This is a genomic window from Variimorphobacter saccharofermentans, assembly GCF_014174405.1.
In the GTDB taxonomy this organism is placed as follows: Bacteria; Bacillota; Clostridia; order Lachnospirales; family Lachnospiraceae; genus Mobilitalea; species Mobilitalea saccharofermentans.
In genome coordinates, this window is record NZ_JACEGA010000001.1 from 2,261,469 (window position 1) to 2,275,423 (window position 13,955).

The following is a 13,955-nucleotide window of genomic DNA, read 5'->3' on the forward strand; positions in this document are numbered from 1 at the left end:
CATTTACATATCCGATTTCTTATTGGTAATTCTCCTCGATCCTTCTGTTTAGGCAATCCTATTTGGTGATAAATCAAGTATTCTTACCAGTATAAATAAATATTGCATCTCTCAAAAATGCTGCCATTCCAGGCTGCTTCTTATCATAATAAGCAGTAAATCGCTCATCTTCTACATACATCTGGGCAATTCCAGCATGTGCCTCTTTGCTATAGCTTCCCCAAGTGAAGGACAACCATCTGCGATGCATATCTGCGACCTTTTGTGCCAGTTCACCAGCCGGGTCCCCAGTTGCATAGGCTACTTCTAATGTATCCAGAATCTCCTGACCGAGCTTGTCAAATTCATCATATTGCTCCTTCGACATGTTTAAGAGTTTTCGATTTGACTCATTAACACTCTCGTCTCCATACTTCTCTCTGATTTCTCTACCATATTTTTCTTCATTACTGTCAATGAGCCTTTTCTTAAAGCCCTGGAACTTCTCCGTATCATTCATAGTAATCCTGCCTTTCTTATACTCTAATGTCCTTTTGACATTCTCAATAAGCATATCTAATTCCTTCCTTTGTGAAAGGAGTCTCATCAAATGGTCATTCAGCGCTGCAGTTTCATCAAAGTTTTCCGAGGTCATAACCTTTTTAATTGTATCAAGATTAAAACCCAGCTCCCGATGGAACAGGATTTGCTGTAAACGGTCAACTTCCTCCTTACCATAGATACGATATCCAGAAGAATTGATTCTTGCCGGCTTAAGAATTCCGATTTCATCATAATATCGAAGTGTGCGAGTAGTGACTCCTGCTAATTTAGCAAGCTTTTGCACTGTATATTCCATTTGTACTCCTCCTTACAGGAACAGTTTATACCTTTACGTAACGTAAATGTCAATATCTATTTTTGATTTTTTCGGAAAGGTTCATTCATAATGCTTTCTTAAATTCGTGTTAAGCACATTTTCCTATAATATCGGAGCATTTATACACTACTTCGGTTCATTTGCTTAGCGACTGATATGAATGGGAGGCTTCTATTAATTGATTAAGTTTATCCTGAGCCAAACCACTGTCAATAATATCATTGGAAAGGGTTACCCCTTCTTTCAGGTCCTTCACAATTCCTCCAACCATTAAGGCACCCGCTGCATTTAATACAACTGCTTGACGGCGTGGTCCTTTATTTTTACCAGAAAAAACATCTCGTATCATCATTGCATTGGCTTCCGGAGTTCCTGTAGCAATATCATTAAGCTTACAGCGCTTCAATCCCAGATCCTCCGGATATAGTTCATAATCATGAATCATACCATCCTTTAGCTCATGAATGGTAGTTTTTCCAATTAGTGAGATTTCATCCATTCCACCTTCTCCATGAGCAAACAAAGCTTTAGTATATCCAAGAGATAAAGCAACCTGGGATACCTTTTCAAGAAGGTCGGCCTTATATACACCCATTAAGTGCAGTGTTGCCTGTGCCGGATTAATAAGTGGACCTATAATTGTATAAAATATGGTCTTAATTCCGAAATCCTTCTCCGGGTGTATCATTTTCTGCATCACCGGGTGAAATAGAGGAGCATAAAGAAAAGATATTCCAATCTCTTCGATCATATTCTCCACGGCATGTCGACTCTGATGAATTTGAATACCAAGTGCTTCCAATACATCTGCGCTGCCAGCATGATTGATACTGGATTTACTCCCTGATTTGGCCACCTTAATTCCGGCAGCTGCAGCTACAAAAGCTACTGCAGTTGAGATGTTAAAAGTACTCAAACCCCCGCCCGTACCACAGGTATCCATTAACTCACTATCCACCTTAGGTGTTATAGGAATACAAAAATCTCTCATTGCCTGTGCGATAGCTGCTATCTCAGTAAGAGTCGGTCCTTTCATCAATAAGGAAACCTGAAAATTCATGATCTGAGCATCCGTCATTTCATTCCCATGTATCGCCTTAATCGCTCCATACGCTTCCTCTTTTGATAATTCCATTCCTGTGTTTAACTTCTGTAAAATGTCGTTTACCATTTCCACCATTCTTATTACTCCCTTCACGTACACTAAGCAGGCCGTTCTTAATTACAAATTATATATAAATTTCAGTTATAAATTTATTTTCATAGACTTCCGAATAATAGAATTCATCTTATTGACTTCTATGATAGATTTCTAATTTTATCTATGATTTCCCTCATCTTATTCGGGTCCTTCCAACCATCTGTCTCTACCTTACTACTGACATCAACGCAATAAGGGTTCAACATATGAATTGCTTTCTCTACATTGTCAATACCAATTCCACCGGCAAGGAAAAACGGCTTTCTCATCTGAGTGATCATGGTCCAGTCGAATGCCTCTCCACTTCCTCCATATTGATGGCTTGAATAGGTATCTAGTAACATATACTCACATTCATACACCTTACCTTGATGGATATCCTCAGCACTTTGTATTCGAAGCGCCTTAATAACAGGACATGATACCTTCTTTTTCAGCTGATGAATATATTCCGGGTCCTCATCCCCATGCAATTGAATAAGATCAATCACATTTTTATCATATAACCGGACAATGTGATCGATCGAATCATTTACAAATACGCCTACCGCCTTAATATGATGATTCAAAGCACTTTTAAGCTTTTCTGCTGTCTCATCATTAACCTGTCTGGCACTTTTCGCAAATACAAATCCGATATAGTCTGGTAGGATTTCGTTCACAGTCAGTATATCTTCCATTCTTCGTAATCCGCATATTTTTATCTTAGACATAATTGCTTTCACCGTTTTAAGCCGTTTAATGCCTCTTTCTTATTATCGCTTCTCATTAATGTCTCACCAATGAGTACAGCATTAACTCCTGCTTCCTTCAGTATTTTTATATCCTCCGAGGTTTTCACTCCGCTTTCTGCCACAAAAATTATATCCTCTGGTACTAACTCTCGTAATCTTACACTATGATATAAATCCACCTCAAAGGTTTGTAAGTTCCGATTATTTACACCGATCATTCTTGCTCCGGCCTCCAAGGCAGATTGAATTTCTTCTTTTGTGTGTGTTTCAAACAGCGCGGATAAACCTAATTCATTGCACAATTCCATGTATTTTCTTAACGTATTCGTGTCTAATAAACTACAGATGAGTAATAAAGCATCTGCACCTATCAGCTTTGCTTCATAAATCTGGTACTCCTCAATAATAAAATCCTTACGAAGTACCGGAAGCTCTACTACACTACTGATTTCTGATAAGTATTGGTCCGACCCTTTAAAGAAATCCGGTTCTGTCAATACGGATATGGCATCGGCTCCGGCTTTTTCATATTCCAACGCAATCTCAAGATAAGGAAAGTCTTCCGCTATCATTCCCTTAGAAGGGGATGCTCTCTTAACCTCACAGATAAAACCGGGACCTTCCTTCCAATTCTTATTAAGTGCACGTTCAAATGCAAATGCATTACGCCCATGAAAGCTTCTGACACCTTTTCCATCATAAATCAAGGATTTCAGCTTCTCTGGCGAAAGCTGCTGCTTTGCTATCTCTACTCTTATTCTTGTTGCTGTTACAATTGTATCCAGTATCATATAACCATCCTATTCATTTGATTTCGTGATGAATCTGTTTAATTGTTCCATTGCTTTACCGCTGTCTATTGTATCGGCAGCCATTCTTACACACTCTCTCAGTGTGATATTGTTATATGACATGTAGAGACATACTGCTGAATTCAAAAGTACAATATCACGTTTTGGACCTTTCTCTCCATTCAAGATTCTTCTTGCTATATCAGCATTATGAACCGGATCTCCACCCACAAGATCCTCCGGCTTACAATATTCAAATCCAAACTGATGTGGATCCAGGAAGAAGCTGTTTACCTTACCATTGTTAACTTCACATACCGTTGTCCTGGCACTTAGTGATACCTCATCCAAGCCGTCATGCCCATGTACCACCATAGCTCTTTTTACGCCGAGATTTGCCAATACTCTGGCCATTGGCTCAACCAGTGCTTCATCATATACTCCCAGTAGTTGTAAATTAGCATTTGCTGGACTGGCAAGCGGTCCTAATATATTAAAAATAGTTCGAACCCCCAGCTCTTTTCTCACAGGAGCCGCATATTTCATTGAGGAATGATATAATGGGGCAAATAAAAAGCATATTCCAATTTCCTTTAAGATACGTTCACTCTTCTCTACTGGTATATCAATCTTAACTCCCAATGCTTCTAAAACATCGGCGCTACCACATTTGCTGGAAACACTTCGATTACCATGCTTTGCAACCGGTATTCCAGCTGCTGAGATAACAAGTGACGATATGGTCGATATATTAAAGGTAAACGCTTCATCTCCACCGGTTCCGACAATATCCAGCACATCTCCTTCATGCTGCAGTTTCAATCCAATGTTTCTCATACTTCTTGCACATGCTGTTATCTCATCGATGGTTTCCCCTTTCATACGTATCGCTGTAATAAATGAGGCAATTTGTGCATTGGTTGCATTTCCACTCATAATTTCATCCATTACTGTTTTAGCCATTTCGAAGGATAAGTCTTCTTTATTCAATAAATTACGAATTGCTTCCTGTATCATATATCATACTTCCTTTCTTTCTTCGAATTACATATTACGGAGCATTAGAAAATTCTTTAATATAACATTTCCTTCTGGAGTCATTATTGATTCCGGGTGAAACTGCAGACCATAGACATTATAAGTTCTATGCTGTACCGCCATAATCTCCCCGTAATCATCCTCTGCTATTACAAGCAAATCATCCGGTAAGGTCTCTTTTTCAGCGATTAAGGAATGGTACCTTGCTGCTTGAATACATGGTGCTAATCCATAAAAGATTGGGCTTCCATTAGCGATGTGAATGTTACTCTGTTTTCCGTGCATAAGATGTTTGGCATGGGTAATCCTGGTTCCGAATACTTCGCAGATTGCCTGATGTCCTAAGCAAACACCGAGAATTGGTATTTCGCTCTTCAGCTCATTAATTACCTGTTCACAAATCCCTGCATCCTTGGGATATCCGGGTCCTGGAGATAAAATTATATGAGTCGGCGCTAATTCTCTGATTTGCTCCACTGTAATTTCATCATTTCGTACAACAAGGATATCTTGATTTATACTGCTTGCAAGCTGTACCAGATTGTATGTAAAGCTGTCATAATTATCAATAAGTAATATCATATAATAACCTCATTTCTGTGCTACATAATGTTTTCGCTTCTATCTTTCTACTTCAGACGCCCTTAGAATTGCATCGATTACTGCCTTTGCTTTATTTTCTGATTCCTCGTATTCCTTTTCCGGTATACTGTCTGCAACAATACCTCCTCCAGATTGAATCGTTATTTTATTATCCTTCTTCACAGCCATACGAATAGCAATACAGGTATCCATATTACCGGTAAAATCAATATATCCGATGGCCCCACCATAGATCCCTCGAGGCCCCTTTTCCATCTCCTCGATAATCTCACAGGCACGTATTTTGGGGGCACCAGATAAGGTACCGGCAGGTAGGATGGCTTCAATTGCATCAAATGCATCCTTTCCCTCTTTTATCCTTCCTTCCACCTCCGAGGTGATATGCATAATTCTGGAATAACGCTGAATTCTCTTATAGTCGGTAACCTTTACACTGCCATATTCGGATATCTTTCCAAGGTCATTCCTTCCGAGGTCAACCAGCATATTATGTTCGGCTAATTCCTTTTCGTCAGCCAGTAATTCCCGTTCTAATGCATCATCCTCTTCTTTATTACTTCCTCTTGGTCTGGAGCCAGCAATCGGGAAGGTTGTTAATACACCATCCTTAAGTCTGACTAAGGTTTCCGGAGATGTACTAATCAATTGCACATCATCATTTTGCATAAACACCATATAAGGAGATGGGTTGGTAGTTCTTAAGACCCTATATGCGTTTATGAGACTTTCCTTATACTCCGTCTCAAATCTTCTGGAAATCACAGCCTGGAATATGTCCCCGTTCACAATGTATTCCTTGGTACGTTCTACAATTTTACAGTACTCTTCTTTTGTCATGTTACAGGTAAACTCCGGGCTGTCATTTTTTCTTGCTATAGGGAAGGTATCCACTTCCATGATAAAACGAGTCAGATGTTCCATCTCCGACATTGCTTTTCCATAATTCTCAAGTACATTATCCGATTTCATATTTACAATGATTACAATCTTTTGCTTTAAATGATCGTAGGCAATTACCTTATCAAACAGCATTAAATCAAAATCATGAAACTCACTGCTTTTCAGCTTTAATACTGGTTCAGTATAACCAATCATTTCATAGGAGAAATATCCCACCAGTCCTCCGGTAAAAGGAGGCATATTGGGTAACTTTGGAGCTTTATATTCCTCCATTACCTCTCTTAACACTTCATAAGGATGATCCGTTTTGACCTTTCTTATCTCTCCGTTATCAATTGTTACTTCATGATTTTTACAGGTAATATGTACAATCGGATTAAACCCCAGAAAGGAATATCTGGCCCATTTTTCTCCACCCTCAATGCTTTCCAATAGAAAATACCGCTCACTAATCAGTGACATTTTTCGCAATAGGGTGATTGGTGTAGTAATATCCGCATAGATTTCCTTACAAATTGGGATGATGCGATATTCCTTTGCTAATAGCTCAATTTCTTTACAACTAGGTGTGATCATAATATTCTCCTTTCCATAAATTATCAAATCAAATAGTATGCTTGCGGTCCTTTCGATACAAAAAAAGCTCTTATCCCTGTAATCTACAGGGACAAAAGCTTATAACTTCTGCGGTACCACCCGGTTTGATGTATAATACACCCACTCATTTTACATACTATCATATGCACCCCACTGATAACGGACAGGGTTCCCGTAAGCGCCTACTCTACTATGATTTCAGGCTTCCCTCACAAGTCCATTCAGAATAACCTTTGTAACTGCATTCCCACCAGTAGCAGCTCTCTGTATACAATCAATTAATCTTACTCGTCTTGCTCAACGGTTTAATATATATTAAACGCATTATAACAATGGATAAACCTATATGTCAAGTAGTAAAATGTAAAAATTAACATTTATTTCTTGAAATTAGTATCTTAACTTATAAACTTAACTACAGATCTTTTAAAAGAGGGGATTCTTTCCTCTCCTATTGGGTTGGATTTTGTCTGGCAGAAAGCAAATGTTTTTTATTGACAACGTTATATAAATAAGTTATATTTATAACACTTAGAGGTGATGAACAAGTGACAAAAGGACAATTAGAAGCCAAACTAAGCGAAGCTGTCAGTAAATTTGAATTAGAATATATGGGCAGAGGTCCAAAATTAATACGCACATACATAATTAACGATATGATACTGATCCGATTATCTGGCGTATTAAGTCCATCCGAACAAAAACTCACCGATAATCCGCAGGGTATTGAATTATTTAAAAAGGTTCGATCCTCATTATTTGAAGGCGGGCGCGGATATCTAGAAACATTGATAACAGATATATTAGATGTAGCTATAGTCAGCACCCATTCCGATATAAGTACGAAGACCGGCGAAAAGATTATCATTATTACAACTGATAGAAACATCGAAGAGATGATAACAACAAAATAGTAACGGAAGACAATACAAAATAACCTGCTTCATCGTATGCAGATACGGGTATGAAGCTGTTAAGTTGTTAGTAAGCCGATATCTTGGGAGGATTCTTAAGGTACCGGTTTTTTTACTTTTTAGGCCATCCAAATATGAACGAAATGCACTTATGTGTTTTTCATATACAATAGAAAGTACGCCTTTCTATTGTCACAAATTAATATGCCGTACAACAGGCGGCAGAATGGAGGAAATGATGAATAAAAAAGTCGCAATTATTATGGGAAGTGATAGTGATCTTCCTGTTGTAAAAGGAGCCATTAACACTCTTAAGAACTTTGGTATCGCTGTTGAGGTACATGTGATGAGTGCTCACCGTACACCGAAACAGGCATGTGATTTCTCTTCTAACGCAAAAGCCAATGGTTTTGGTGTTATAATTTGTGCCGCAGGTAAAGCTGCACATCTTGCAGGGGTTATTGCTGCACATACTACATTGCCTGTAATCGGTATCCCCATTAAGTCATCCACTCTTGATGGCTTGGATGCACTTTTATCCACAGTTCAGATGCCAAAAGGAATTCCTGTAGCTACAGTGGCCATTGACGGAGCTGATAATGCTGCTATTCTTGCTGTGCAAATGCTTGCAATCAATGATGAAGAACTAAGTCAAAAGCTTGATAAGATGAAGTCCGATATGACTCAGGAAGTCATGGAAAAGGATGAGAAGATTCAGACTGAGATGTGGTGGAAGATGTAATCATAGTTATAAGCTATGATCTATAAATTATGAAATGGAGTTATGCATGAAAGAATACCTAAATAAATTGATATTAGCCGATGATGTAAGGAACATTCTCACTAACAGCCAAAAGGTTATATTTCCAAAAACAAGAGAAGAATTAATAGAGCTTGCTTTCGGGAACAGCGGAAGTGATACTTATGAAGTATCCTATCATGTGAAAGATAAGGGTAATGTTGTTGAGGCCAACGTAGTCCGCTGTAAGAATGGTGTAGCCGTTAATTACGTAGAAGACTATATGAGGCGTCGTGATCCAGACAGCCTCGTAATTGGAGATAATCAGGATACCGATAAACCCAGATATAAAGATATATACCAAAAAGACTTTGAGCCTTTACGAAAAGATACCTTTGACTGGTTGCAAAATCAGGAATTAATTGCACTTCCCTTTAAGGCAGGTGGATATCAATATGGATATGATGCCCTCTTAATCACCCCTGCAAATGCAGCATTCTTTGCATGTGCACTAGCTGATTTACAAGGCTTCTTAAGTATTGACGAAATATCGGATAACTTTAATCCGAAGGCAATCGTATACCTTGCACCACCCTTCCGTCATACACATTTTGACGGTAAGCAAATCGTTGTACACAATCGTCTAGAAGGAGTACATGAGGTATTCTCTTACAACTTATACCCTGGTCCCAGTGCTAAAAAAGGAATCTACGGTGTATTACTCAATATTGGTGAACGTGAAAACTGGCTAACAGCTCATGCTTCAACAGTAAAGGTAATAACTCCTTATGATAATGAAATTGTTATTATGCATGAAGGTGCTTCCGGTGGTGGTAAAAGCGAAATGATTGAACCTGCTCATCGTGCAGCAGATGGTAGAATTATACTGGGTGAAAACCTTGAAACAGGAGAAAAATACTATCTGGATTTGAATGAGTCCTGTGAATTACGACCGGTTACCGATGATATGGCGCTCTGTCATCCCAGTATGCAGAACAATAGTAATAAGCTTGTAGTACAGGATGCAGAAAATGGCTGGTTTTTACGACTGGATCATATACAGAATTATGGCACCTCTCCCCAGTATGAAAAGATATTTACGCAACCGAAGGAGCCATTACTTTTTTTGAATATTCAAGCCGTACCAAAGGCTACCTGTCTTGTATGGGAGCATACTTTAGACTCTGATGGAAATCCCTGCCCGAATCCTAGAGCAATTCTTCCGAGACGTTTAGTACCGGATATTGTTATGGATCCTGTTGAGGTCGATGTTCGAAGCTTTGGTGTAAGAACTCCGCCATGTACAAGAGAAAATCCCTCCTATGGTATTCTTGGAATGCTTCATATTCTTCCTCCGGCACTTGCCTGGCTATGGAGACTCGTGGCACCAAGAGGCTATAACAATCCAAGTATCGTTAGCGAAGCCGGTATGATTAGTGAGGGTGTAGGTTCTTATTGGCCCTTTGCAACAGGGAAAATGGTAAAGCAGGCGAATCTGCTCCTCAATCAGATTGTAAATTCATCCAGTACACGATATGTACTAATTCCCAATCAACATATTGGTGTATATAAAGTAAGCTTTAATCCACAATGGGTTGCCAGAGAATATATTGCACGACGCGGTAGCGCAAAGTTCAAGCCGGAACACCTAAAGGAAGCGCGTTGTACTCTTCTTGGATATGGACTGGCTTCCCTTAAAGTAGATGGACAGTATATCCGCAGGGCGTTCCTGCAACCGGAACGTCAACAGGAAGTCGGAACTGACGGCTATGATAAGGGTGCGAAAATTCTACTGGATTTCTTTAATAAAGAAGCATCTAAATTCAACACAGAAGATTTGGATCCATTGGGTAAGCAAATCATTGAATGTCTTCTTCGAGATGCTCCTCTGCAAGAATATATTGATCTAATACCAATGAGATTCTAATAAGATCGTTACAATATGTTATATAAAGAATATGACTTACCAAATACACTGTAGACGAATGAATTTTCGCTTGTGTGTGAGGTAAGTCATATTTTATATGATACACAAATAACGGTTAAGTTAATTACTATTCACAACGATATCCAAATGCATATATGATATCTTCACCGGTATAGTAATCAACAAGGGAAATTCCTAAGTAATAAGTTCCCGCTTCTATCGAACATTCTAGCTTTTGTATGCAATCTTCATTTATTGGAAAGCAGGTTCCAATTAATGTCCCATTCTGATCATATAAAGCAATTTGAACATTCATATAATCTGAATTATTGTAAGTTAGCAAATGCCCATGCAAGGTAGTGGATTGAGTTATATTAATCTTGTAATAGTCTACCTTCTCATCTTTTTCTGCTTCTCCTATGCCATAGACTTTTGGATCAATTGTCTGACAGGTACTCATGGAGTTACTTGTTTCATCATCTTCATACAAGAAATCATCAAACATTTGCTTACTATACTCTTCGTAATATTCAGCCACCGTGATGGGATTGTTCGTTGTGACTTTTTTTAATTCATTGATATTTACAGCAAAATTTAAATTCTGTCCGTAAGTGGCTCCCATGGTATTAACACCAATCACTTCACCATATACATTCACCAATGGGCCACCACTATTACCATTCGATATGGGTGCATCAATCTGAATGAAATCAACATATTCAATGATACGGGATGCAGTTGAAATCATTCCTTTTGTCATCGTCCCAGATAACCCGAGGGGGCTTCCTAGTGCATAGATATCTTCCCCTACCACTGATTTTGTCTCACTAATTACCAGGCTCTCATTCTTGCAATTAATCTTTAATACGGCTAAATCAAGTAAAGCATTGTATCCGAGAATGGTTTTACATTCATACTCGCGACCATTATTCGTCTTAATCACAATCCTTTTTGCTCCATCAATAACATGGTAATTAGTAACTACTACACCGTTATCAATAAAGAAACCAGAACCCTGAGCTTCACCATCATCTTTACTTACTTCAATTTCTACTGTTGCAGGACCGCATTTTTGATATATTTCCTTTGAACTATATTCCTTTTTTGTTTTTCTGTTTTTTTCGACTGTGACATTGATAATCAGCTTATCATGCGTTTTATCTGAGCTTATTGTAATCGTATCCGTTCCGGGCTTTAAAGCCTCTATTTTAAGTGAAGTCTGATTACCGGTCCAGGTTTCACCCCATTTACATTTTATTATATTCTTCTTATCCAATTCATAGGAAAGTATCTCATCCTTAGTAGAAACATTCATATCCTTAGCAGTAATCCATATAGTAGTCTCATCATATAAGGTAACATTCGTAGAAAAGGTCCCAATTCGATTCTGCCCAATTTCCAAAGTACATCTTGCAGTCTTATCACCAGCCTCAGCATAAACATATACTTTTCCCTGTGCGAGTGCGGTAACCTTTCCCTTGGAATTAATGCTTGCTATGGAAGAATCAGATGTGCTCCATTTAACCTCATCATTCATTCCATTCACTTTAGCTGTATATTGGAAGGTATCAGATACATTGAGGTAATTTGTCGATTTTGAAAATGTAACAGAAGGTTTTTTAACTTTAACCTCTAATTTCAAATTATAGGTTTTCCCATTTTGCTTTACTGTAACAGTGATGTTAGCCGAGCCCTTTGCAATTGGCTTTATTGTACCGTTCTTTGTAACAGTTGCAACCTTGGTCCGATCAGATTTGTAGCTTACGGTTGCGTTTTTTGATAAATTTTTAATCTCAACTTTATATGTATCATATCCAGTATATAGAGTTATACTTTTGTCTTTCAATGAAGGGGCTTTTACCGCTGCCTCAGCAATCACTATGGTATTAATACTGGATATGGATAGTCCGGAAATAAATATCGTAGAAAATGATAGTGTAAAAACGAATAGTAATTTTAATAATGCTTTAATCCTCTGCTGCAAATCTGAGTTCCTCCCATCAATGTATTGTATAATATTAATTATAACGGATATATATGTAAATGCAACATAAAGTTCGAAAAATATACCACATTTTTCCATAATAAGACATTTTAATGCATTTATTTAATTTTACATTTTATTGGGCTTTCCCTCCTGTTCATGATATAATAATACATAGTGTATATGCTGTAAGATTATTTCATGCATGTAATCGGAGTTTTTAATAAATACACAAGAAAATATAAGAAGAAATGAGGCATATTATGACTGTGATGAATAACGACCGTTCCTTAGCGGATTACCTTAATAAAGAATACTTTTGTAATTGCGGCAAACCCCATTCTGTAGGGATACAGCAGATTCTGATTGATGAAGATGCAATATATCGTTTGCCTGAACTTATTTACTCATTAAATATCAAGAAATCTTTTTTTCTTTATGACCGAACCACTTATCAATTGTTTGGATCGAAAATAATCAATCTATTAAATCAGGAAAAGCTGTCTTACTCAGACTATATAATTCCCTCCTCTGAACCGGTGCCGAACGAGCAAACGCTTGGCGAAGTTCTGGTTCATTATGATAGGGACTGTGATATATTCATCGCTATAGGAAGTGGTACGATCAATGATATCAGCCGTTTTATCAGTTATAAATTCCATATTCCCTATATAATCGTTGGTACAGCCCCATCGATGGATGGCTATGCCTCCAATGTTGCTCCATTAATTGTCCAGAATATGAAAACCACTTACGAAGCTCATACCCCCATCGCAATTGTCGGGGATGTAAATCTATTATCGACTGCTCCAATGAATATGATTGCAGCTGGTGTTGGGGATATATTAGGCAAATACACCTGTCTTTGTGATTGGAATATGTCCAGCCTTATAACCGACGAGTATTATTGCGAAACCATAGTTAATATGGTTAAGGAATCCCTTGAAACCACTACAGCAAATATAGAATTATTGAAAAATAAAAATTCAGGAGTTATTAAAAATATTATGGAAGCCCTGGTACTCTCAGGTATTGCCATGAGCTTTGCCGGTAATTCCAGACCAGCTTCCGGTAGCGAGCATCATCTATCCCACTATTGGGAAATGATGTACCTTATGCAAAATAAAAAGCCTATATTACATGGTACAAAAGTAGGTATTGCCACTGTAGCGGTGTTGAAAGCATACGAAATACTTGCTTCTCAACCAATAGACTTTGTAAAGGCCGAACAAAATGCTTCCAGATACTCCAGCACACAATGGGAAGCAAACATGAAACTATGTTATCCAAATTCTTACGAATCTGTTATTGAATTGGAAAACAAAGTCAGGAAAAATGATCCTGAAAATGTTATGACAAGGCTAAAGCGTATGGAACAGATGTGGCCGTCAATGAAGGATAGAATTAATGCTCTGCCCTCTGCTAATCATATTCGTAATATGCTTGATTCCCTACAGGCTCCTTCAGACCCTATGGCTATTGGGATCGATAAAACGCTGTTTATCAATAGTTTTATCGCAGCGAAAGAACTTCGAAATCGGTATGGTCTTCTTCAGATTTTATTTGATCTTGGTATCACTCAGGAGGTTGCTGAAGAAGTCTGGGCATACTTTGCTCAAAAATAGTAAGACATCTAATCTGTATTAAATAAATTCATGGAGCTGTAGC

Annotated in this window: 12 protein-coding genes and 1 other annotated feature; of the genes, 4 read left to right on the plus strand and 8 right to left on the minus strand. The window is 38.1% G+C overall.

The genetic code is table 11. The annotated features are described in order from the left end of the window. Positions 1-73: 73 nt before the first annotated feature. The 7 genes from H0486_RS09945 to trpE all read right to left on the minus strand — a co-directional run bounded on the left by H0486_RS09945 (position 74) and on the right by trpE (position 6,702). The gene (locus tag H0486_RS09945) at positions 74-838 is read right to left on the minus strand and encodes a MerR family transcriptional regulator (RefSeq protein ID WP_228352862.1); all 765 of its coding nucleotides are present in this window, start codon (positions 836-838) and stop codon (positions 74-76) included. A 157-nt stretch (positions 839-995) separates the two neighbouring features. After that, positions 996-2,039: an anthranilate phosphoribosyltransferase gene (trpD, locus tag H0486_RS09950; RefSeq protein ID WP_228352863.1), complete on the minus strand. Its 1,044-nt coding sequence runs from the start codon at positions 2,037-2,039 to the stop codon at positions 996-998. Positions 2,040-2,158: 119 nt separating this feature from the next. Further along, on the minus strand, positions 2,159-2,773 hold the full coding sequence (locus H0486_RS09955; RefSeq protein WP_228352864.1) for a phosphoribosylanthranilate isomerase: 615 nt from the start codon (positions 2,771-2,773) through the stop codon (positions 2,159-2,161). 8 nt (positions 2,774-2,781) lie between these two features. Then, the gene (trpC, locus tag H0486_RS09960) at positions 2,782-3,585 is read right to left on the minus strand and encodes an indole-3-glycerol phosphate synthase TrpC (protein ID WP_228352865.1); all 804 of its coding nucleotides are present in this window, start codon (positions 3,583-3,585) and stop codon (positions 2,782-2,784) included. 9 nt (positions 3,586-3,594) lie between these two features. Beyond that, positions 3,595-4,602, minus strand: coding sequence for an anthranilate phosphoribosyltransferase (gene trpD, locus H0486_RS09965; RefSeq protein WP_228352866.1), 1,008 nt, complete (start codon positions 4,600-4,602; stop codon positions 3,595-3,597). Between the two features lie 27 nt (positions 4,603-4,629). Next, complete coding sequence (locus H0486_RS09970; protein ID WP_228352867.1) at positions 4,630-5,205, minus strand: anthranilate synthase component II; 576 nt, start codon at positions 5,203-5,205, stop codon at positions 4,630-4,632. 39 nt (positions 5,206-5,244) lie between these two features. Further along, positions 5,245-6,702, minus strand: coding sequence for an anthranilate synthase component I (gene trpE / locus H0486_RS09975; protein WP_228352868.1), 1,458 nt, complete (start codon positions 6,700-6,702; stop codon positions 5,245-5,247). 84 nt (positions 6,703-6,786) lie between these two features. After that, positions 6,787-7,033, minus strand: a binding site (T-box leader). A gap of 238 nt (positions 7,034-7,271) precedes the next feature. Between trpE and H0486_RS09980 the strand changes: the two genes are divergently transcribed. From H0486_RS09980 to H0486_RS09990, 3 genes are all read left to right on the plus strand, one after another. Continuing rightward, the gene (locus H0486_RS09980; protein ID WP_228352869.1) at positions 7,272-7,637 is read left to right on the plus strand and encodes a DUF2294 domain-containing protein; all 366 of its coding nucleotides are present in this window, start codon (positions 7,272-7,274) and stop codon (positions 7,635-7,637) included. Positions 7,638-7,875: 238 nt separating this feature from the next. After that, positions 7,876-8,379 (plus strand): 5-(carboxyamino)imidazole ribonucleotide mutase, encoded by a 504-nt coding sequence (gene purE, locus H0486_RS09985; protein WP_228352870.1) that lies wholly within the window; start codon positions 7,876-7,878, stop codon positions 8,377-8,379. Between the two features lie 46 nt (positions 8,380-8,425). Beyond that, on the plus strand, positions 8,426-10,303 hold the full coding sequence (locus H0486_RS09990) for a DUF4914 family protein (RefSeq protein WP_228352871.1): 1,878 nt from the start codon (positions 8,426-8,428) through the stop codon (positions 10,301-10,303). A gap of 127 nt (positions 10,304-10,430) precedes the next feature. Here H0486_RS09990 and H0486_RS09995 read toward each other — a convergent pair whose 3' ends face one another. Continuing rightward, positions 10,431-12,287, minus strand: a complete 1,857-nt coding sequence (locus H0486_RS09995) for a trypsin-like peptidase domain-containing protein (RefSeq protein WP_228352872.1) — start codon at positions 12,285-12,287, stop codon at positions 10,431-10,433. A 263-nt stretch (positions 12,288-12,550) separates the two neighbouring features. Between H0486_RS09995 and H0486_RS10000 the strand changes: the two genes are divergently transcribed. After that, positions 12,551-13,912 carry a sn-glycerol-1-phosphate dehydrogenase gene (locus H0486_RS10000; protein ID WP_228352873.1) on the plus strand — a complete coding sequence of 454 codons (1,362 nt, stop codon included), beginning with the start codon at positions 12,551-12,553 and terminating at the stop codon, positions 13,910-13,912. Positions 13,913-13,955 lie beyond the last annotated feature (43 nt).